Genomic DNA, 20,356 nt, shown 5'->3' on the forward strand with positions numbered 1-20,356 from the left:
GGGAGTATTCATCGTCTCTCTGTGGGAAGTGCGCCGTTCCGACGCGGGTTGGGCCATGGGCTGAAGACCAACGGCGTGCCGGAGGCCCTCCTTCTTTCAAACGACAAACGCTCCGGGATCGGATCAGAGCTGCATGGAGTCTATCGCGTATGAAGATAGGCGGCGCTTCCTGAAAACGCACCGATTCTCACAAAAACTGATGCGGCCGGGAACGTCCACGAACTCAAATCGGCTTACGTGACACGCCAATTTCTGAACCTCTCATCAACGTCGGAGCGTGGCAGGCGCGCGCCGTGGTCAAGCAATCCAAACGAAAAAACGCCCGCTCTCCGAAGAGTGCGAGCGTTTCGTAGGGTTGCCCTACCAGGATTCGAACCTGGAACCTCCTGATCCAGAGTCAGGCGCTCTGCCAATTGAGCTATAGGGCAAGCGTCGTATCGGGTTCAAATTACGGCCCGTTATAGCGTTTCGCAAACCGGTGGTTCCACCGCGCGCCTTCCGACCAGCGTATTAATCGAGTCTTAAACGTCTTCGAGTTCGGCCAGGGCATCGACCGTCTCGGGGGGAACGCCGCGCCACCGGGCAATCTGCTCGACGATCAGGCCGCGCACCCGGTCGCGCAGCGCTTCGGTGTCCTGCTCGGTCAGGCCCGCCGTCTCCACCGGGGGCAAGACCTTCAGCCGAATCGTCGTAGGCTCGCCGAAACGCCACGTATGCTTCGGGAGGGCGTCGAACGTGCCCTCGACGGCCAGCGGCAGCACGGGCACGCCCGCCTTGATGGCCAGGCGGAAAGCGCCGTCGTTGAAGCGATGCACCCGCCCGTCGCGCGAACGGGTGCCCTCGGGGAAGAACATCACCGAGCACTGGTTCTCGAGCACCTGCCGGGCCTTCACCAGCACCCGCGCCCGGCTCGTCTTCGAGCGTCGGTCCACGGGGATGTCGTCCGCCATGCGCATCATCCATCCCACCAGCGGCACCTTGAACAGCTCCGCCTTCGCCACCCACTTCATGTCCCACGGCAGGCGGCTGATCACCGGGATGTCCACGTTCGATTGATGGTTGCTCACCACCACGTACGGCCGGCGCGGGTCCTCGATCTTCACCCCCGAGACGCGCACGCGCCAGACCGGGTTGATCACCGTCATCGCCGCGCCGAGACGGCGAAACCAGCGGCCCGTGTGGTAATGCGCCGGATCCCGGTCGAAGAGGCGCACGAGCGCCAGCAAAGGAAGCCACAGAAGGATGAGCACGGAAATGGAAAACCATACCCAGATCGAGCGAAGGGTCGCCATCATAGCTGTTCGTTTCGAGACGTGAAGAAAGTCGTCCGGCTCCCCGTTTTTCGAAAAGGGGCCCGTTGCCGGGGAAGGAAACGTCTGATTCGGGGCCGGCGTTTCATGGCGTTCGCAAAATTGCCCGCTCGCGCCCCCCGGCTCATGGACCCCGTGCTCACCACCCTCCTCGTGCTCCTCATCCTGGCGACGGCGCTCGGGCTCCTTCAGGCCTACAAACGCGATCCGTGCCTGAGCGACTTCGACGACTTCCACGTGACGCTGGCCGAACAGGACGGCGACCTGTGCTGGGGCAACGCCGAGATCTATTCCTCCGGCATGGAGATCACGTACGTCGAGCCCGTGCGCGCGCCGGAAGGGCACCTGGAGTACTCCTTCATTTTTTACAAGGACCAGTACACGGCTCTCGATGCCCTGTACCGATATGCCGACGGGCTGACGGAGGAGCAGCGCGCCCGACGCGACGCCGTCATCGAGCGCACGGCGCATCCCGGACTGTTCCGAAAAATGGGGCGAAGACTCCGAAACTGGGTCGGCATGGTGCGGGACGCGTTGCTTCAGGCCGTGAGCATGGTGCTCGGTTTCGTCAAGACACGCGCGCCCGGCACGGCCGTCCTCGGCACACAGGAAGCCCAGATCAAGGCGCTTTCGAGCGAGGTCATCGGTCACGTGGGCAATGCGTTCGATCCCCTCCTCGAACGCCACCTCTTCTCGAAGGTCGTCCTCGAAGTGACGCGGCAGGGGAAGAAGTACAGCTATTGCGGGTGGCTGAAAAACTATTCGAGCCGTTTCATCGAGGTGGTGGATGCACAGGCCAACAGCACCGACACCCGCCTTCCCCTCCAGGAGTATACGGTGAACGATCCGCGCATGGCCGGGCTTTCGGTCTCGATCCGCCTGGAGGCGGGACGGCTGTGCATCGTCAACGAGAGCGCCCATGTGCTGTATGTCCGGAGCGTCGATGCCGGAGCATGGTCGCGACCGATGGGTTGCGTGCTCCCGCCCGGATACACCGCCGACCTCGTGCTCCCGCCGGAGGTCGACCCGGAGAGCGCCCGTGTCTGGATCGGCGCCATCGAACGGTTCGACCTGGTGGCCCCGCGCACGCACGCCATCGTGCGGCACGCTGCCGAACGCCCGAACCAGGGCGCGCTCTTTGCCCTGCCTTCCCGCTCGAAAGCGCCCGAGCCCGCATGACCCCGCCCTCCGACAGGCTTCCCGGAGACGCCGGACCTCCAAGGCTCCCCTTTCCCTGCGGAAACGAAACACCTTTAAAGATTTCGAATTTTGGACATAATCAAATATTTTTTCGAAGAGCCCGCTTCGCTGGAGGTGATGACCCCGGACCTCGATCCGGATGCGCGCCGGGCAGCCGAGCCGGTCTCGCTCGAAGCGTTCCTCCATGCGCCGAAGTTTTACCGGGGGTATCTGGCGGGCACGGACCTCCGCGCGGGTCGCACGGGTGCGACGGCCCTGGCCGATCCCTCCGCTTTCATCGCACCGCTTCTGCATGCCTTTCCGGCGGAGACATGGACGAGTGGGAGCACGGACGGCCGCGCCTTCACCCACACACGCCACGGTGTGCTCCGCGTGCTCCGCGACCCGTCCGGGACGGGCATCCTCGTCCGTGGCGACTGCCCCGACGCCGGGATGCTTCTCGACGCCTCCGGACCGGAGCACCGGCGGCGGTGGCCCGCGCTCCGGCGCGTGCTCCGGCGCTTCTCCCTCGCGCTCCTCCCCGAACCCGCCCCGCACGGCTTCGACTGGGCGCTCTTCTCCACCCACCCGATGCGGCAGTCCCTCACCGACGCCTTCCGGAGCTTCCCGCGCGCGGACGTACGCCGCTTCGTGATCTCGCACCGGGAAGCACGCTCCGAGGAGAAGTTCTATTTTGAGCGGTACGACCTCGCGAAGTACGAGGCGCACGAAGTCCGATGACCCCCGGCGATCCGATGGAAACGACCTCCGAGCACGAACGATGGATGCGGCGATGCCTCGAAGCGGCGCGACGCGGCGCGGGGCACGTCAGTCCGAACCCGATGGTGGGCGCGGCGCTCGTCGGGCCCGAAGGGACGCTCCTCGGCGAGGGGTGGCACCGCGCGTACGGCGAGCCGCACGCCGAGGTGAACGCCATCGCCGAAGCCGAGCGGCGGCACGGGGCGGAGGCGCTGCGCTCGGCCACGCTGTACGTCACCCTGGAACCGTGCAGCCACCACGGCAAGACGCCCCCCTGCGCCGACCTCATCCTCGCGAAAGGCATCCCGCGCGTGGTCGCGGGCATGACGGATCCGTTCCCGGCGGTGGCGGGGCGCGGCCTCGCCCGGCTCCGCGCGCACGGCGTCACGGTGATCGAGGGCGTGCTCGAAAAGGAATGTCGTCGGCTCAACGAAGCGTTCGTCCATCACGTGCGGACGGGCCGGCCGCTCGTCACGGTGAAGACGGCGCAGACGCTCGACGGGCGGATCGCCACGGTGACGGGCGACGCGCGGTGGGTCTCGGGCGAGGCGGCCCGGCGGCTCGTCCACCGGTGGCGGGCCGAGATGGACGCCGTGCTCGTCGGCAGCGGCACGGCGCGCGTCGACGATCCGGCCCTCACCGTGCGACACGTGGAAGGGCCCCAGCCGCTGCGCCTCGTGCTCGACCGCACGGGCGCGCTACCGGCCACGCTGAAGCTCTTCACCGATGCTTTCGCCGCGCACACGGTCGCCGTCGTCGGGCCGGAGGCGAGACCGACCTATGCCGACGCGCTCCGCGCGCGGGGCGGGCGGCTCCTCCGCATCCCCCTCTCCGGCGAAGGCCGCCTCGACCTCCACGCGCTCCTCGAACACCTCGGGCGCGAACCCGTGCGGGCGGGCGGACGGCCCGTACAGTCGCTCCTCGTCGAAGCCGGGCCGGGGCTCGCCGGCGCCCTCTTCCGCCGCGACCTCGTGGACCGCTTCGCCCTCTTCCTCGCGCCGAAACTGCTCGGCGACGGCGTGCCCGCGCTGTCCTCGCTCGGCCTCACACGCATGCATGAGGCGCTCACCTTCGCCGAGCACCGGTGGGAGATCGTGGGCGAGGACCTTCTCTTCCGGGGCTTCCGGCGCGCCCTCTGACGCGAAGGCGATCTTTTTGTGGCGACGAAAGGTACAACCTCATCCGCGTCCCCTTCACCGTTCCCCCCCGGCTCATGTTCACAGGCATCATCGAAACGCTCGGGCGCGTCGTTTCCGTGCGCGACCTCGGCGGCGGGCGGCGGCTGACCCTCGCGGCGTCGTTCGCGGACGAACTTCGCGTGGACCAGAGCGTCGCCGTCAACGGGGCCTGCCAGACCGTCGTGGCCGTGGGAGACGGCGCCTTCGACGTGGTGGCCGTCGAGGAGACGCTCCGGAAGACCACGCTCGGCGACCTCCGGCCCGGCGCGCGGGTCAACCTCGAACGGGCGATGCGGCCCGACATGCGCCTCGACGGGCATATCGTGCAGGGCCACGTCGACGCCACGGGCGTCGTCGTTTCGGTCGAACGCCTGGCCACGAGCACCCTCTACCGCATCCGCTTCGACGCCGCCTTCGCGCCGTACGTCATCCCCGTCGGCTCCATCGCGCTCGACGGGATCAGCCTCACCGTCGCCCGCCTCGAAGGCAACGAACTGACGGTCGCCGTCATCCCCCATACCACCGCCCTGACGAACGTGGACTCGTGGCAGCCCGGCGCCCGGGTGAACCTGGAGTTCGACCTGATCGGCAAATACGTCGTCCGCTGGCTCTCGCTCCGGGGCGCCCCCGGGCGCGACCCGTCGCAGCTCACGGAAGCATGGCTCCGGGAACAGGGGTATTGAGATCCGCGGCGCGCCGCACGACGGAACGATCGTTCTTCCGAACCATCGTTCTTCCGAACCATCGTTCTTCGTGTGGACTTGACCGGGGCGCTTGAACTTTGGGATTCGTCTGCGCGTTGATAAAGATTCCCACGGATTTGCTTTCGACCTTCCTTTTCGCATGAACCCGATCCCCGACCTCGACATCCTCGACGACCTCGACGCGCCGAAGCATACGGCCGAGACGGCGCCCGGGGCGCGCACGGTATACATCGAGACGTACGGCTGTCAGATGAACGTCTCGGACTCCGAGATCGTGGCCGCCGTGCTTCGCGCGCGCGGCTTCGGCCTCACGCACGACCCCGACTGCGCCGACGTGGTGTTGCTCAACACGTGCGCCATCCGCGAGAACGCCGAGCAGAAGGTGCGCCGTCGCCTCGACGTGTTCCGCGCCGCCAAGCGCAAGCGCCGGGCGGGCCTCACGCTGGGCGTCCTCGGCTGCATGGCCGAGCGTCTGCGGGCCAAACTGCTCGAAGAGGAGCAGCTCGTCGACCTGGTCGTCGGCCCGGACGCCTACCGCGACCTGCCCCGCCTGCTCGAGGCGGCCGAAGAGACCGGGCAGGCCGCCGTCAACGTGCACCTCTCGCGCGAGGAGACGTACGCCGACATCGCGCCGGTGCGCTACGACACGAACGGCGTCTCGGCCTTCGTCTCCATCATGCGCGGATGCGACAACATGTGCGCCTTCTGCGTCGTGCCGTTCACGCGCGGACGCGAGCGCAGCCGCCCGGCCGAGAGCATCCTCGCCGAGTGCGCCGGTCTCATCGAGGCGGGCTATAAAGAAGTGACCGTCCTCGGGCAAAACGTCAACTCCTACCGCTTCGAACACGACGGCGCCGTCGTCGATTTCCCCGAACTGCTCTACCGGATCAGCCGCCTCTCGCCGGAGCTTCGCATCCGGTACTCGACCAGCCATCCGAAGGACTGCTCGGACGAACTGCTCCACGTCCACCGCGAGCGGCCCAACGTGTGCAATTACATCCACCTCCCCGTTCAGCACGGCAACACGGAGGTGCTCCGACGCATGCGCCGCACGTACACGCGCGAGGAATACCTGGACCTCGTCGCGCGCGCCCGGACGATCTGCCCCGGCATCTCCTTCTCGACGGACGTCATCGCGGGCTTCTGCGGAGAGACCGAAGCCGAGCACCGGGACACCCTCTCGCTCCTGGAACAGGTGCGCTACGACCACGCGTACATGTTCATGTATTCCGAACGCCCGGATACGTACGCCGCACGGAAATACACCGACGACGTTCCCGAAACCGTGAAAAAGCGCCGTCTCCGCGAGATCATCGACCTTCAGTCGGGCATCGCGCTCGAAAACAACCGGGCCGAGATCGGGCAGGTGCACACGGTCCTCGTCGAAGGGCCGAGCCGACGGAGCGACGACCAACTCGCCGGGCGGACGGACACGAACAAGATGGTCGTCTTCTCGCGAAAAGCCTTCCGGAAAGGGCAGTACGTGGACGTGCGGATCACCGGATGCACGTCGGCGACCCTGATCGGCGAGCCGCTCGACGTGACGGAACCCGCCCTCGCCTGAGCCGTCCCTCACCCCCGACCCACCCCGTCTCGATGCTCGTCTACGAAGTCAACCTCCATGTGGATGCCGGGGCGGCCGACGCCTTCTCGAAGTGGCTGCGCGCGCACATCCGAGAGATGCTCGGCATCGAGGGCTTCGAGCGCGCCGTGTGGTATCGTGTGGAGACGCCCTCCCCCGGCATGCTGACGTGGTCCGTGCACTATCACGTGACCGACCGGGCGCACCTGGACGCCTACTTCGAGCGGCACGCCGCCGCCATGCGGGAAGACGGACGCCGACATTTCGGCGGAAAATTCACGGCCGACCGGCGTATTCTTGACGAAGTTGAAGCGTTTAAGCAGCGGTCCGGTAAATCGGACGGACGACCCACATGAGACGTATTCCGCAGTGCGTATGAGCCTTTCCGGAAAGCAATGGGCCGGGTTTGCGCGAAGTAACGCAGCTACATTTTTGATCCTATGAATGTGGCCGCATGCTTTAGCTTGCGCCGAACCGGCAACCATGCCCATTAATGCTGAAGAAGTGAAGAACGCCTTATTGACGCAATACGCAAGACGCAATACGAAAGCGTGCCGCCCGGCTTGACCGACCACACAGCTCTCGCTCCTCAGATCAGCAATCATGGACAGACAGGCCATTCAAGAGCGATTCGGGATCATCGGCACGTCGCCGCTCCTGCTGCGCGAACTCGACCGGGCGCGACAGATCGCCCGGACGGACATCACCGTGCTCATCGAGGGAGAGAGCGGCGTCGGGAAGGAGCTTTTCGCGCAGGCCATCCATGAGATGAGCCGCCGCCGCCACAAGCCGCTCGTGACGGTCAACTGCGGGGCGATCCCGGAAGGGTTGATCGAGTCGGAGCTCTTCGGCAACGAGAAGGGCGCCTATACGGGCGCGGTGGAACGGCGGATCGGCTATTTCGAACAGGCGGACGGCAGCACCATCTTCCTCGACGAGATCGGCGAGATGCCGCAGGCAGCGCAGGTGCGCCTGCTCCGCGTGCTCGAGACCGGCACGTTCAGCCGCGTCGGCTCGTCGAAAATCATCAAGGTGGACGTCCGCGTCATCGCCGCGACGAACAAGGATCTCGGCCGGGAGGTGCAGGCCGGACGGTTCCGCGAGGATCTGTATTACCGCCTCAGCACCGTCGTGCTCAAGATTCCGCCGCTGCGCGAGCGGCCCGAGGACATCCTCCCCATCTTCGAGCATTTCCTGCACCGGTTCGCGCAGAAGTACAACACTGCGCCCAAGCGCCTGAGCGAAGACGCGCGGCGGCTTCTGTTGCGGTATCGCTGGCCCGGCAACATCCGCGAGCTCCGGAACGTGGCCGAGCAGGCGGTGGTGCTCCATCGCGGCGACACGCTCACGGCGGACGACCTGCGCTCATACCTCCGGGGCGTGACCGCCTCCGGCGTCAATCAGGGGCTGGTGCCGGTCGGGCGCATGCGCTCCGAAAACGGCGTGGACTCCCGCGAGCGCGAGCTCATCTACCGGGCGCTGCTCGAACTCCGTCTGGAGATCCGCGAGATGAAAGAGCAACTCGGCGCGCTGACGGCCCGGCTCGGCGCAGCGATCCCGCAGGCGAACCGGCGCGAAGAGGACGGCGACCTCGTCATCGTGCACAAGACGGAGCCGGAAGCCTATGCGTCGCTCATCGAAGATGTGCCGTATGAGATCGAGACCGAGCCCGAGCGTCGCCCCCCCGTGACGAAAGCGGAGCCGGTGAAACCCGCCGAGGAGGAGCCCCTGCCGACGCTCGAAGACGCCGAGCGCCGGCTCATCGCCGAGGCGCTCCGCCGTTTCGACGGCAACCGGCGGCAGACCGCGCGCGCCCTCGGCATCAGCGAGCGCACCCTCTATCGCAAGCTCAAGGAGTACGAAGCGGAGTCCTGACGTTCCGCCTCCATCCCCGGCATGATCCATCCCCCCTCGCTCCGCCTCTCGCTCGCCGCCGCGCTTCTGCTCGGCGGCTGCGCCTATTACAGCTTCACCGGAGCCACCATCCCGGCGCACCTCCACACCATCGCCATCCCGCTCGCCGAAGACCACAGCGTCAGCACCGTCACCGGCCTTGACGATCGCCTCACACGCCTGCTCATCGACCGTTTCGTCGGGCAGACGCGCCTCTCGCTCGAAGAGGACCCCGAGCAGGCCGACGCCGTGCTCACCGCCACCATCGACCGCTACTCGAACGAGCCGACGGCCGTCGGCGGACAGGAACGCACCACGCGGAACCGCGTCACCATCTTCGTCACGGCCCGCTATGAGGACCGCGTCGAGAAGAAAGAGCTCTTCCGCCGGTCCTTTTCCGGTTTCGAGGAGTATGATCCGTTGACGGAGGGGCTCGCGGGCGAGGAGAGCGCCGCCGCCGCCGCCCTCGAAAAGATCGCCGACGACATTTTCACGGCAGCCACGTCGAACTGGTGATTCCTTCCGGACGCGCCGCTTCGTAACCTTCCGGTCCGGTCCCCTACCCAAGCCGTATGCCGCTCGCAACCCAGCTCATAGCCACGTTTTATGCCGTCGGGATGGCCGTGCTCCTGTTGTACGGCCTCAATCTGCTGTGGATGGCGCTCGTCCACGCGCGGCGGGAGGCGCTGCTTCCGGGCGCCCCCCCGAATCCGGACGAGGCGCCCGAGCCGGACGAGACGTGGCCGGTCGTGACCGTGCAGCTTCCCCTTTTCAACGAGGCCTTCGTCGCCGAGCGGCTCATCGACGCGTGCGCCCGGCTCGATTACCCCCGGCGGCGGCTTGAGATTCAGGTGCTCGACGACTCGACCGATCACACGACGGAGCTGACGGCCCGTCGCGTGGCGCACTGGCGCGCGCGCGGCATCGACATCGTGCATATCCACCGGAAGAAGCGGGACGGCTACAAGGCGGGCGCGCTCCAGAACGGCCTCCGTCTGGCCCGGGGCACGCTCATCGCCGTCTTCGACGCCGACTTCGTCCCGCCCTCCGACTTCCTCCGACGCACCGTCCCGGCCTTCGCCGATCCGCGCGTGGGGATGGCGCAGGCGCGGTGGGGCCACCTCAACGCCGGGCACTCGCTCTTGACCCGCATCCAGGCTTTCGGCCTCGACACCCACTTCGCCATCGAACAGCGCGTGCGGAGCCTGGCCGGATGCTTCATCAACTTCAACGGCACCGCCGGCATCTGGCGGCTGGCGTGCATCGAAGATGCGGGCGGCTGGCAAAGCGACACGCTCACCGAAGACCTCGACCTGAGCTATCGGGCACAGCTCAGAGGGTGGCGCTTCCGCTACCTCCCCGAGCTCGAAGCGCCGGGCGAGCTGCCCGTGGACATCAACGCCCTCCGCTCCCAGCAATTCCGATGGACGAAGGGAGCCGCTCAGACGACCCGGAAGATGCTCGGCCCGCTGTGGCGGTCGGCGCAGCCGTGGCGCGTCAAGCTCGAGGGCACGTTGCACCTGACGGCCCACATCGTCTTCCCCTTCGTGGTGCTCGTCGCCGCGCTCCACGCGCCTCTCATGCTCTTCAAAAACCTCGGAGAAGGCCCGGGCGAGCTGTATTTCGCCGTGATGGGCGTCGGGCTCACGGGCTTCGTCGGTTTCTTCCTCGCTCAGCTTTTCGCCCAGCGCGCCCTCTATCCGGACTGGCCGCGCAGGACGATGCTCTTCCCGCTGTTCATGGCCGCGAGCATGGGCATGGCCGTCAACAATACGCGGGCGATCTGGGAAGCCGTGCGCGGCAAGCGCTCCGCGTTCGTGCGCACGCCCAAGTACGACGTGCACGCACAGGGCAACCAGCGGGCCTGGTGGCGCACCCGGTATGCCGAGACGCGCATCCCCGGCATCGTATGGATCGAGATCATCCTGACGCTCTATTGCCTGGCCGGGCTCGGCGTCACGCTCGTCTACGGCGAGTGGGCGGCGGCCCCTTTTCAGGCGCTCTTCACCCTCGGCTTCGGGCTCGTCGCGGCCTTCAACGTGCGTCAATTCCGACAGGCCCGGCCGGCCCGTCGGACAATCGCGCAAAGATTTGCCTGAGCTACGCGGGATTGCGTACCTTGCGGCGCGACGGCCCGGCGGGACCCGGCACGCCTCACGAGGGGCTTCCGCCTGCGAGACCCGCGCATGCATGCCTCCCGCCCGTCGCCTGCGTTCTCACGCGCTTTCTCATCCACGGTATGCCGCTCCCCAACCTGCAACATATGCTTTCGCTCCTCGACAAGGGACGTGCCGAAGAAGCGCTGCCGCTTCTGGAGGAGCTCGTCACGTCGGTTCCGGCCTATGCCGCCGCACATGTGGCGCTCGCGCGTGCCTACGAGACCGAGCATCGGTGGGACGAAGCCTTCCATAGCTGGCAGAAAGCCCGCTTCCTCGTGCCGAACAGTCCCGCCGTGGCCGCGGGTCTCCGGCGCGCCGCCATCGCACGGGCGCACCCCGGGGCCGCTCCGACCGAAGCGCGGCGGCCCGCCGAACGCACCGGGGCCGTAGAAGCGCCCGTGGAGACGCCGGCGTGGACGAAAGTGGGCGAGGTGGTGCAACCCGAGCCGGACGAAGCCCCCCCCGACTTCGAGGACCTCGACCGCCTCATCGAGGAGCTGGAGTCGGCGCGCATCGTGCCCGACCCGGAGCCCCATGCCATCCCGCCGCCGGATCTGGAGAACGAGATCGACGACATGGTGTCCGAGACACTCGCGAAGATCTACGCCTCACAGAGCCAGTTTGAGGAAGCCGCCCGCGTCTACGAGAAGCTCGCCGCCCAGCAGCCGGAGCGCGCCACCGAGTTTCTTCACCTCGCCACCGAGATGCGACGAAAAGCATCGTGACGCGTCCACGGTGAGCCTATGACGCCTCCTCCCTTCGCGCGGCTCTTCGCGAAAGAGACCCGCCTCGTCGCCGGGCTCATGAGCGGCACCTCGCTCGACGGCGTGGATGCGGCGGTGGCGCGGCTCTCGGGGAGCGGGCCCGCCCTTCGCCTCGACGCGCTCGCCTTTGTGAGCCGGCCGTACCCGGAAGCGCTGCGCGCTGCGCTCCTCGCCAACTCCACGCCCGAGACCTCGTCCGTCCGCGCCCTCTCGCAACTCAACGCCCGCCTCGCCCACACGTACGCCGAAGCCGTGCGCGCCGCCGCCGCCGAAGCCGGCCTCGCCGTGGCCGACCTCGACCTCGTCGGTTCGCACGGACAGACGGTCCACCACGTGCCGAAGGCCGAGCCCTGCGCGGGCCGACCCACCACCTCCACCCTCCAGATCGGCGACCCTTCGGCGCTCGCCAACCTCCTCGGCCTCCCCGTCGTGGGCGACTTCCGCACGGCCGACGTGGCGCTCGGGGGGCAGGGCGCGCCCCTCGCGCCGTACTTCGACTACGCCCTCTTTTCCGACGACGCCGAGACGCGCGGGCTGCTCAACCTCGGCGGCATCGCCAACCTCACCGTCCTTCCCGCCGGAGCCCCGCCCGAGGACGTCTCCGCTTTCGACACGGGTCCGGCCAACATGGTGCTCGACGCCCTCGCCCGACGCCACCTCGGCGCGGCCTACGACGCCGACGGCGCACTCGCCGCGCGGGGACGGGTGCGCGAAAGGCTGCTCGCGGAGCTCCTCGCCCACCCGTTCTTCGCCCGGACGCCCCCCCGCTCCACCGGGCGCGAGGACTTCGGCGACGCCTTCGTCGCGGCGATGGAGGCCCGCGCCGCCGCCCTCGGCATCACCGACCCCGCCGACCTCATGGCGACCGCCGCGATGCTCACCGTCCGCTCGATCCACGACGCATATGCGCGCTTCGTCGCCCCGCGCCGGCGGCTCGACGCGCTCCTCGTCTCCGGCGGCGGCGTCCACAACGCCTTCCTCATGGCCCGCCTCGCGGAGGCTTTCGCGCCCGCGCCCGTCCGTTCCGTCGCCGCGTACGGCATCGACCCCGACGCGAAGGAGGCGCTCTGTTTCGCCGTGCTCGCGCACGAGACGGTCAACGGCGTGCCGACGAACCTCCCCTCCGTCACCGGCGCCGCCCGTCCGACGCTCCTGGGCAAGCTCTGCCTTCCGGGCTGAGGGTGCCGAAACTCACCGCTGTCTTCTCTCCCCCTGCCAAAATCGCCATCCCGAGCGAAGTCCGAAGGACGCAGTCGAAGGATCTATGCCTGACGCATTGCTATTTGATGGAACAGAGATCCCTCGACACGCTCGGGATGACGGCTGTTTTGAAGGTGGAATAAGGTGCAAAGTGTGGTATTTCAAGGCGAAATGGTCATATGTATGAAGCTATCGCTCCTCTCCTGCCCTCTTACACGGAACGTCAAATCGTGAAGAAATCGACCGTTCGGGAAGAACGATTCGCCGTCCGGTTCGTGTGAGAGATCCCGTTTTACCCATCGACCGCAAACCGCCCCGCGCCATGTCCGACACCTTCACACCCATTCACGAAGTCGGTGAGTTCGGCCTCATCGAACGGATGCGCGCCGTACTCGGCCCCCCCACGGATCCCGACGTCCGCCTCGGCATCGACGACGACGCGGCGGTGTACGGCATCGGCGAGGGGCGCATGCACGTCTTCACGACCGATGCGCTGATCGAGGGCGTCCACTTCGACCGCGCGTTCATGCCCATGCCGCACCTCGGCGTCAAGGCCGTCGCCATCAACGTGAGCGACGTCGTGGCGATGAACGCGCAGCCGCGCTTCGCCACCATCGCGCTCGGGCTGCCCGCCTCGATGTCGGTCGAACAGGTCGAGGGCTTTTACGCGGGCGTGCGGCAGGCGTGCGAGGCGTACGGCGTCACGCTCGTCGGCGGCGACACCACGACGGCGCGCTACCTGACGGTGGTCGTCTCGATGATCGGTGAGGCGCGGGAGGAGGCGCTCGTCTTCCGGCGCGGCGCGCGTCCCGGCGACCTGATGTGCGTCACGGGCGACCTCGGCGGGGCCTATGCGGGGCTGAAGATCCTCCTCGAACAGCGGCGGGTGCTCCGCGAGACCGAGGGCGACTACGAACCCGACCTCGACCCTTTCCGGTACGTCATCGCGCGGCAGCTCACGCCTACGGCCCGCCTGCAGACGATCCGCGACTGGGCCGGGCGCCGCGTCCGCCCGCACGCGCTCATCGACGTCTCGGACGGCCTGGCCTCCGAAGTGCATCACCTCTGCCGCCAGAGCGACTGCGGGGCGCTCGTCCGCACCGCCGCGCTCCCCATCCACCCCGAGACCCGCGCCGTCGCCGACGAGTTTCGCGAGGACGTGGACACGTACGCGCTCTTCGGCGGCGAGGACTACGAGCTCCTCTTTGCGCTCCCGGAAGAAGACCTCGACCGGCTCGACCCCGAAAGTTTCACCGTCGTCGGGCAGTTCACCGAGGCGAGCGAGGGCATCCGCGCGCAGACGCCCGAAGGCGGCGTCATCCCCCTCACGGCCGGGGGGTATCAGCATTTCAGCGACGGGGCGTGAGGCGTTCTGCGCTCGCCGTCAGTACGGGAAGGCGCAGACCCGGTCCGCCTCCCGCCACCGTTCGAGCAGGCTCCGGCGCTCCCGCTGACGGCGCATGAAGCCCGGCGCATCCGTCCCGATGGGCGAGCCGGGCGGCGCAGCGACGGCGGCGGGCCGTTCGTCCGTGCGATAGAGACGGAAGAGATACCGGTCGATCTCGTCGTAGAGGAGGCTCCGGTGGGAGACGGTCTCGTGGTCGCGGCGGGTGCCGGGGTTGTCTTCGAGCCACGCGTGCAGCTCGCGGAGGTGTTGCGTGACCCGGGCGCGCACGGCAGGGGCGAGGCGGGACTGCTCCGCCGTTTCGAGGAGGGCGTCCGTCCACACCCCCTGCACGATGCGCTGAAGTTCGGCGTCATACGGGTCTTCCGGGACCTTCTTTTCCCAGATCTCTTTCGAGACCCGGGTGAGGGTCTCGCTCAATCCCGGCCGTTCGTCGTCGAAGTCCTCCTGATAGGCGAGGCGCGCCAGACGTTCGGGCTGGAGGAGGAGGCCGAGCGTCATCGTCGCGGTCACCTCTGCGGGGGCATACGGGTCGAAGACGGGCGCCGTGCGGCTCGCGAAAAGCTCGCGGTGTGCGGGGAAGCCCGGGGGGCGGGGCGGGATCGCCCGGCGGATGCGTTCGGGCAGGCGGAGCGCCTCGGGCGTGAGCGTGGCGAGCATCGCGTTGAGCGCGGCGATCTGCCCGGCGGCCGGCACGACCTCCGGCAACGGCTGCGTGTCCCCGCGCAGCGCATAGCCGTACTGCACGCCGCCGACCATCTTCGCCACGGCTTCCGTCTGATACCGGTGGTGGAGATAGAGCGGCACGAGCGCTTCCTGAAGCGTGGCAAGCGGCCGTCCCTGGCGGATGGTCGAGAGACCGAACCGGTCGAGCGCGACCTTCCGCACCTCCATCTCGTGATCGAGCATGCGCACGGGGTCGTCGCCGTTGTCCCACAGATGCGCCAGCGGATGCGCCCCGCCGGGCGGACGCGCGTCGGCGTCGGTGATGTAGTACAGCCCCTCGGCGCGCGCCTCGTCGAGGATAGCCGCGAGGGCGGCGCGCTCGTCGGTCGTGTCGGGGAAGTCGGTGTAGCCGTACCGGATGGTTATTTTATCCCACGCGCCGATGCCGACGGCGTATGCGTCGTCGAGCGAGAGGTCGCCCTCCGGCGTGAGGGTGACGAGCGGGGCGGGATAGTCCATCACCGAGGCGCGGTCGTTGACCGAGGCGGCGAAGTTGTGCGCCAGGCCGAGCGTGTGGCCGACCTCGTGCGCGGAGAGCTGGCGGAGGCGGGCGAGCGCGGCGGCGAGCATCGGGTCATCCTCAGGGGAGAAGCCGTCCGCGTGGTCGCCGGAGAAGGGCGAGAGCAGCCCCTGGGCGATGAGGTAGTCCTGCCGCACGCGAAGCGAGCCGAGGAGCACGTGCCCCTTGATGATCTCGCCCGTGCGCGGGTCCGTCACCGACGAGCCGTAGCTCCATCCGCGCGTGGCCCGGTGCACCCAGTTGATGACGTTGTACCGGACGTCCATCGGGTCGGCGCTGTCGGGCAGGACCTCGACGTGGAAGGCCTCACGGAAGCCCGCCGCCGTAAACGCCTGGTTCCACCAACGGGCGCCGTCGAGGAGGGCCGAGCGCACCGGCTCCGGCGTGCCGGGATCGAGATAGTAGACGATGGGTTCGACGGGGTCGCACAACCCCTCGGCGTCGCGCGGGCCGGCGCACGCCAGCCGGTGCCGGTTGATGAAACGCTTCTCCCGATCCTCGCCGATGGGCGTGGCGTAGTCCATGTACGACATCCCGAAATAGCCCGAGCGCGGGTCGAAGACGCGCGGCTCATACCCCGGCGGCGGCAGCTTCACGAACGAATGCCGCTCGCGAAGCGTGACCGCGTACGGGTCGGCGGCCACGTCGCGTACGAAGCGGCCCGGGTTCTCCGTCGTGAACGTGAGGACGGCCTCCATCTCCGTGTTCTCGGGGAAAGCCTTGAGCACCGGCGGGTACGGGGCGCTCCGGGCCGCATCGAGGCGGAAGCTGCCCTGCCCCGTCCCCCTGAGCCTGCGCGCGGCCCCGTGCGCGTCCCGCACGACGAATGCCGTGGCGTCGACGAGCACGCGCCCATCCGTCTCGGCGGCGGCGGTGAAGCCCCACACCACGCTCGGCGCGAAGGCGTCCGCCACGGACCGACGCTCGGCGGCATTGTCCGTGTCCGCCCGAAAGCGCAGGTTCGGCTCGACGAGCAGCACCTTCGGCCCCATGCGCTCGAACCGCACCACACGCTCGCCGCCGAGCTGGTTGCGGTCCAGCCCGACGTCGTTCGATCCGAGCCCCCCGGGCAGCGAGACGACGTACAGGAACTCTTCTCCGAAGCGCGGGATTTCGAGCCAGACCGTGCCTGCCGCCGCGTCCCAGTAGATCGGGAAAAAGCCGTCCATTTTTTCGAGACCCTCCGTCTTCTCGGCAATCGAGGGCAGCTTTTGCGCCGCAACGGAGAGCGGGAGGAGGAGGCTGAGAAGGAGCGAGAGAAGGAACGGCCGAAAACGCATCATGACACCGTGGGGTTTGGGGTGAGCGAAGCACGCCGCCAAGATAGGGCGCGTGCGCGAGGGAGCCAAGCACCGCACCGGAGGCGGCGCATGCGGCCGGGAAGCGCAAGACGTCGCGAGCGTCAGGCGGGCGGGCCTCTTCGGCGCGCGGTTCAGCGGCGGGTCTCTTCCCCCGCGAGCGTTCCGGCACACATACGAGCGGCGACGGTTGATCCGGTCACGGAGAAGCGTTTCTGGCGGGGGCGGGTGCGTCCAGGAAGGCCTACCCCGATGATGAGCCCGGCGCCGATCCGTGACCGGGAACGGGATCGGTGGGGCGGGGGGGCCTCATGCGGCGACAAGAGCTTCACCGGTCTCGACATCGAAGAAATGCATCCTTTCGAGGAAAAAGCCCAGATATACTTCCGTTCCCGGGGCAGGAAGCGACTGCGGCGGCACGCGCGCGATCACCTGCACGTTTCCCTTCCGGGCATGGACGAATATCTCGTTGCCCATCGGCTCGAGCATCTCAAGGGAAAAGCGCTCCCCTGCAATCCGCCCCGGGGCAGGCTCTTCAACGACGACTGAAATATCTTCCGGCCGAATTCCCAGAACGACGCGGCGGCCAACGGAAGCGCACAGCGATGCACGATGCTCCTGCGCCAGAGGGAACGCGATCCCGTGGTCTACCGACCGGAAGGACAGCGTATCTCCCGCCGTAAGCGATAGCCGTCCCTCGATAAAGTTCATGCCCGGACTTCCGATAAATCCGGCGACGAAACGGTTGGTCGGGTGTGCATAGAGATGCATGGGAGGGGCAATTTGTTGCACCTGCCCGTCCTTGAGCACCACGATCCTGTCTCCCAGGGTCATGGCCTCCACCTGATCGTGGGTCACGTAGATCATGGTGGCCTCCAGTTGCCGGTGTAATCGGGCGATTTCGGTGCGCATCTGTTGCCGCAACTTGGCGTCCAGGTTCGAGAGCGGCTCGTCGAACAGAAAGACCTTCGGACGCCGCACGAGCGCCCGGCCAACGGCAACGCGCTGACGCTGACCGCCGGAGAGCTGTCCGGGCCTGCGATCCAGAATCTCGGTGATGGAGAGAATCTCGGCGGCTTCCGCTACCCGTTCCCGGATTTCCTCCCGGGGAAATTTACGCAACCTGAGCCCGAAGGCCATGTTTTCGAAAACCGTCATGTGTGGGTAGAGCGCATAGTTCTGAAAGACCATGGCGACATCGCGATCCTTGGGCTGCAGGTCATTCACGACGCGTCCGCCGATAGAGACCAGCCCCCCCGAGATCCCTTCGAGACCGGCGATCATGCGCAGAATGGAGCTTTTTCCGCAACCCGACGGACCAACGAGGACGAGCAATTCTCCATGGTCGACTTCCAGGCTGACGTCGCGCACGGCTACGGAACCGTCCTCATAAACCTTTCGAATCCGTTCCAGCTTCACCCGGGCCATCGTCCCCCCGCATATGGTTGTGAGCAATAATCTTCGGGTTAGGATGCGTCAACGCGCGGCGTCGATGCTCGTCATCAGGCGGCGGGCATTTTCGGTGAGGACCTCGAAGCGTCCTTCGGCGATGGCCTGCCGGTCGAGCAGAGCGCTCCCGACACCGACGGCGCAGGCGCCGGCCCGGAGCCATTCCCCCGCATTGTCGAGCGTAACCCCTCCGGTCGGCATCAGGCGGAGATGGGGCATGGGCGCCCGCACGGCCCGGAAGAACTCCCTCCCCACCACACCTGCGGGAAAGACCTTGACGACGTCGGCCCCGGCTTCGTGAGCCGTCTGGATCTCCGTCGGGGTGAAGGCCCCCGGCATCGCCGGAACCCCCGCCGCATGCGCCGCCGCAACGATCTCCGGCTTGAAGATGGGACTAACGACGAAACGTGCGCCGGCCGCCACCGCCTCGGCGGCGGCCTCAGGGGTGAGCACGGAGCCGACCCCGAGCAGGATCTCGTCGCCAAAGACCCGGGCCGCCTCACCAATCAGCCGGAGCGGCGCCGGCGCCGTCATGGTTATCTCGACGGCCCTGACGCCTCCGTCACGCAGAGCCGCCACAACCGGGCGAAGCACCTCTCCGTCGTCCAGCCGGATCACGGCCACGGCTCCCGCCCGCATGAACCTGCTCAACAACTCGTCTCGCATAGAACCCCATCAAAAAATCACGGGTTGCCCTCGGGGGCTGACATTAGTCCTCAAAAATATTAAATTCCCGGGTGGTTCACAATTGAAATATTATTTCAAATATAAAACAACCATGTCGTCATCCGAGGGGACCTCATACCTCGCCTTCGACCTGGGCGCTTCGAACGGCCGGGCGCTCCTCGGACGTCTGCACGACGGGGAGCTGTCGATGGAAGCGGTGCACCGCTTCGAGACGCCGCTCGTGGCGGAAGGGCAACGGCTCTACTGGGACATTGAAGCGCTTCAACGCCATCTCGAGGAAGGGCTTCGGCAGGCTCTGAAGGCCGCCCCCTCCCTGCGCAGCGTATCGGTCGACTCGTGGTCCGTCGACTACGTGCCCCTGGACGCTCACCTTCGCCCGCTCCGGCGCCCTTACAGTTACCGGGATCCCGTCCGTGCCCGCTCCATGAAGCGAGCCCTTGAACACGTTGCTCCGGAGAAGATCTATGCCGTCACGGGGATACAGTTTCTCCCGTTCAACACCCTCTACCAGGTCCTTGCAGACCGTGAGGAGGAGCCTGATCTCTTCGAGCGAACCGCCCTCCGGCTCCCCATCGCCGACTATTTCAACCACCGTTTCGGGGGCCGCGCCGTCACGGACTTCTCGATGGCAAGCTGTACCCAGTTGATGGATGCGCGAAAGCGGGTCTGGTCCGGGGCGTTGCTGGCCGCCTTCGACCTGCCGCACCGCGGATGGCCCGAGATCGTCCCCTGCGGCACACGGACGGGTCAGGTGACCGGGATGCCCGGCACGGCCGTGGTGACGGGGTGTTCTCACGACACGGCGTGCGCCGTCGCGGCAACTCCGGCACGCGACGAAGCAGGCGCCTGGGCCTACATCAGTTGCGGAACGTGGTCGTTGATGGGTGTCGAACGGAAAGAGCCCCTCCTTACCGAAGAAAGCCGCGAGGCCGGTTTCACCAATGAGGTTGGGCTGGACGGCGTCATCCGGTTCCTCAAAAATCTTACGGGGCTGTGGGTGCTCCAGGAATGCATGCGCGCCTGGAAAGAGGCCGGCCGGACCATTTCCTACGATGCGCTGCTTCGCGAAGCCGCCGGCGTTCCGCCCTCCGACGGGCTGATCGACCTGGAGGATCCTCGTTTCTTGGAACGTGGCGACATGCCCGGACGCATCGCCGACTGGCTCGGGGAGCATGACCGTTCCGTACCCGAAACGCCTCCCGCCCTGTGCCGGATGATCCTCGAAAGCCTTGCCGAGTGTTACCGGCGTACGCTGACGACGCTCGAAGGGCTGCTCGGTCGGCGCATCGACACGATCCACCTGGTTGGCGGCGGCTCCCGCAATCCCCTGCTTTGCCGGCTCACCGCCACGGCGTGCCGGCGGAAAGTGGTGGCCGGTCCCGCCGAAGCCACCGCCGCGGGCAACCTGTTGATACAGGCTCGCACCATGGACGACCTGCCCGAGGGACTTTCTATCCGGGACGTGGTGCGCGGCTCCTCCGACATGAGGATCTATTCCCCGCCTTCCTGACCTCCATCGAAGTCTGACCTGAATTCCCAAGCG

17 protein-coding genes and 1 tRNA gene are annotated in these 20,356 nt (G+C 67.3%); 13 read left to right on the forward strand and 5 right to left on the reverse strand.

All coding sequences use genetic code 11. From position 1 onward, the window contains the following. Positions 1-355 precede the first annotated feature (355 nt). Positions 356-428 (reverse strand) — tRNA-Gln (locus AC1HIY_RS06505). A gap of 93 nt (positions 429-521) precedes the next feature. Beyond that, positions 522-1,295, reverse strand: coding sequence for a lysophospholipid acyltransferase family protein (locus AC1HIY_RS06510; protein ID WP_479575909.1), 774 nt, complete (start codon positions 1,293-1,295; stop codon positions 522-524). A gap of 102 nt (positions 1,296-1,397) precedes the next feature. Here AC1HIY_RS06510 and AC1HIY_RS06515 point away from each other — a divergent pair, with 102 nt between their 5' ends. The 12 genes from AC1HIY_RS06515 to thiL all read left to right on the forward strand — a co-directional run bounded on the left by AC1HIY_RS06515 (position 1,398) and on the right by thiL (position 14,094). After that, positions 1,398-2,489, forward strand: a complete 1,092-nt coding sequence (locus AC1HIY_RS06515) for a hypothetical protein (RefSeq protein WP_479575910.1) — start codon at positions 1,398-1,400, stop codon at positions 2,487-2,489. 90 nt (positions 2,490-2,579) lie between these two features. Further along, complete coding sequence (locus tag AC1HIY_RS06520; RefSeq protein WP_479575911.1) at positions 2,580-3,230, forward strand: hypothetical protein; 651 nt, start codon at positions 2,580-2,582, stop codon at positions 3,228-3,230. 14 nt (positions 3,231-3,244) lie between these two features. Further along, positions 3,245-4,387 carry a bifunctional diaminohydroxyphosphoribosylaminopyrimidine deaminase/5-amino-6-(5-phosphoribosylamino)uracil reductase RibD gene (gene ribD, locus AC1HIY_RS06525; RefSeq protein WP_479575912.1) on the forward strand — a complete coding sequence of 381 codons (1,143 nt, stop codon included), beginning with the start codon at positions 3,245-3,247 and terminating at the stop codon, positions 4,385-4,387. Positions 4,388-4,461: 74 nt separating this feature from the next. Further along, positions 4,462-5,109, forward strand: a complete 648-nt coding sequence (locus AC1HIY_RS06530) for a riboflavin synthase (RefSeq protein WP_479575913.1) — start codon at positions 4,462-4,464, stop codon at positions 5,107-5,109. A gap of 160 nt (positions 5,110-5,269) precedes the next feature. Beyond that, on the forward strand, positions 5,270-6,694 hold the full coding sequence (gene miaB / locus AC1HIY_RS06535; protein ID WP_479575914.1) for a tRNA (N6-isopentenyl adenosine(37)-C2)-methylthiotransferase MiaB: 1,425 nt from the start codon (positions 5,270-5,272) through the stop codon (positions 6,692-6,694). Positions 6,695-6,726: 32 nt separating this feature from the next. Further along, positions 6,727-7,068: a DUF4286 family protein gene (locus AC1HIY_RS06540; protein WP_479575915.1), complete on the forward strand. Its 342-nt coding sequence runs from the start codon at positions 6,727-6,729 to the stop codon at positions 7,066-7,068. Positions 7,069-7,315: 247 nt separating this feature from the next. After that, on the forward strand, positions 7,316-8,587 hold the full coding sequence (locus tag AC1HIY_RS06545; protein ID WP_479575916.1) for a sigma-54 interaction domain-containing protein: 1,272 nt from the start codon (positions 7,316-7,318) through the stop codon (positions 8,585-8,587). A 21-nt stretch (positions 8,588-8,608) separates the two neighbouring features. Further along, positions 8,609-9,121 carry an LptE family protein gene (locus AC1HIY_RS06550; protein ID WP_479575917.1) on the forward strand — a complete coding sequence of 171 codons (513 nt, stop codon included), beginning with the start codon at positions 8,609-8,611 and terminating at the stop codon, positions 9,119-9,121. Positions 9,122-9,177: 56 nt separating this feature from the next. Next, on the forward strand, positions 9,178-10,704 hold the full coding sequence (locus AC1HIY_RS06555) for a cellulose synthase family protein (protein WP_479575918.1): 1,527 nt from the start codon (positions 9,178-9,180) through the stop codon (positions 10,702-10,704). 164 nt (positions 10,705-10,868) lie between these two features. After that, entirely contained in the window at positions 10,869-11,489 is a 621-nt protein-coding gene (locus AC1HIY_RS06560) for a tetratricopeptide repeat protein (protein ID WP_479575919.1), read from the forward strand. 18 nt (positions 11,490-11,507) lie between these two features. Beyond that, positions 11,508-12,707 carry an anhydro-N-acetylmuramic acid kinase gene (locus tag AC1HIY_RS06565; protein WP_479575920.1) on the forward strand — a complete coding sequence of 400 codons (1,200 nt, stop codon included), beginning with the start codon at positions 11,508-11,510 and terminating at the stop codon, positions 12,705-12,707. A 343-nt stretch (positions 12,708-13,050) separates the two neighbouring features. Then, complete coding sequence (gene thiL, locus AC1HIY_RS06570) at positions 13,051-14,094, forward strand: thiamine-phosphate kinase (protein WP_479575921.1); 1,044 nt, start codon at positions 13,051-13,053, stop codon at positions 14,092-14,094. An 18-nt stretch (positions 14,095-14,112) separates the two neighbouring features. Here the strand turns inward: thiL and AC1HIY_RS06575 are convergent, their stop codons facing one another. The 3 genes from AC1HIY_RS06575 to AC1HIY_RS06585 form a co-directional block, all read right to left on the reverse strand. Continuing rightward, positions 14,113-16,662 (reverse strand): zinc-dependent metalloprotease, encoded by a 2,550-nt coding sequence (locus AC1HIY_RS06575; protein ID WP_479575922.1) that lies wholly within the window; start codon positions 16,660-16,662, stop codon positions 14,113-14,115. A gap of 324 nt (positions 16,663-16,986) precedes the next feature. Beyond that, positions 16,987-18,105 (reverse strand): ABC transporter ATP-binding protein, encoded by a 1,119-nt coding sequence (locus AC1HIY_RS06580; protein WP_479575923.1) that lies wholly within the window; start codon positions 18,103-18,105, stop codon positions 16,987-16,989. A gap of 48 nt (positions 18,106-18,153) precedes the next feature. Continuing rightward, on the reverse strand, positions 18,154-18,765 hold the full coding sequence (locus tag AC1HIY_RS06585) for a bifunctional 4-hydroxy-2-oxoglutarate aldolase/2-dehydro-3-deoxy-phosphogluconate aldolase (protein ID WP_479575924.1): 612 nt from the start codon (positions 18,763-18,765) through the stop codon (positions 18,154-18,156). 139 nt (positions 18,766-18,904) lie between these two features. Between AC1HIY_RS06585 and AC1HIY_RS06590 the strand changes: the two genes are divergently transcribed. Beyond that, positions 18,905-20,323 (forward strand): rhamnulokinase, encoded by a 1,419-nt coding sequence (locus AC1HIY_RS06590; protein ID WP_479575925.1) that lies wholly within the window; start codon positions 18,905-18,907, stop codon positions 20,321-20,323. Positions 20,324-20,356: the final 33 nt, after the last annotated feature.

This window comes from Rhodocaloribacter sp., from assembly GCF_056451265.1.

What these genes read in the sequence shown, in the direction of transcription:
- AC1HIY_RS06510 (WP_479575909.1), bottom strand. Translation starts at nt 1,295, where the DNA reads ATGATGGCGACCCTTCGCTCGATCTGGGTATGGTTTTCCATTTCCGTG.
- AC1HIY_RS06530 (WP_479575913.1), top strand. Translation starts at nt 4,462, where the DNA reads ATGTTCACAGGCATCATCGAAACGCTCGGGCGCGTCGTTTCCGTGCGC.
- AC1HIY_RS06580 (WP_479575923.1), bottom strand. Translation starts at nt 18,105, where the DNA reads ATGGCCCGGGTGAAGCTGGAACGGATTCGAAAGGTTTATGAGGACGGT.
- AC1HIY_RS06590 (WP_479575925.1), top strand. Translation starts at nt 18,905, where the DNA reads ATGTCGTCATCCGAGGGGACCTCATACCTCGCCTTCGACCTGGGCGCT.
- AC1HIY_RS06540 (WP_479575915.1), top strand. Translation starts at nt 6,727, where the DNA reads ATGCTCGTCTACGAAGTCAACCTCCATGTGGATGCCGGGGCGGCCGAC.
- ribD (WP_479575912.1), top strand. Translation starts at nt 3,245, where the DNA reads ATGGAAACGACCTCCGAGCACGAACGATGGATGCGGCGATGCCTCGAA.
- AC1HIY_RS06585 (WP_479575924.1), bottom strand. Translation starts at nt 18,765, where the DNA reads ATGCGGGCGGGAGCCGTGGCCGTGATCCGGCTGGACGACGGAGAGGTG.
- miaB (WP_479575914.1), top strand. Translation starts at nt 5,270, where the DNA reads ATGAACCCGATCCCCGACCTCGACATCCTCGACGACCTCGACGCGCCG.
- thiL (WP_479575921.1), top strand. Translation starts at nt 13,051, where the DNA reads ATGTCCGACACCTTCACACCCATTCACGAAGTCGGTGAGTTCGGCCTC.
- AC1HIY_RS06545 (WP_479575916.1), top strand. Translation starts at nt 7,316, where the DNA reads ATGGACAGACAGGCCATTCAAGAGCGATTCGGGATCATCGGCACGTCG.
- AC1HIY_RS06550 (WP_479575917.1), top strand. Translation starts at nt 8,609, where the DNA reads ATGATCCATCCCCCCTCGCTCCGCCTCTCGCTCGCCGCCGCGCTTCTG.
- AC1HIY_RS06555 (WP_479575918.1), top strand. Translation starts at nt 9,178, where the DNA reads ATGCCGCTCGCAACCCAGCTCATAGCCACGTTTTATGCCGTCGGGATG.
- AC1HIY_RS06515 (WP_479575910.1), top strand. Translation starts at nt 1,398, where the DNA reads ATGGCGTTCGCAAAATTGCCCGCTCGCGCCCCCCGGCTCATGGACCCC.
- AC1HIY_RS06560 (WP_479575919.1), top strand. Translation starts at nt 10,869, where the DNA reads ATGCTTTCGCTCCTCGACAAGGGACGTGCCGAAGAAGCGCTGCCGCTT.
- AC1HIY_RS06565 (WP_479575920.1), top strand. Translation starts at nt 11,508, where the DNA reads ATGACGCCTCCTCCCTTCGCGCGGCTCTTCGCGAAAGAGACCCGCCTC.
- AC1HIY_RS06575 (WP_479575922.1), bottom strand. Translation starts at nt 16,662, where the DNA reads ATGATGCGTTTTCGGCCGTTCCTTCTCTCGCTCCTTCTCAGCCTCCTC.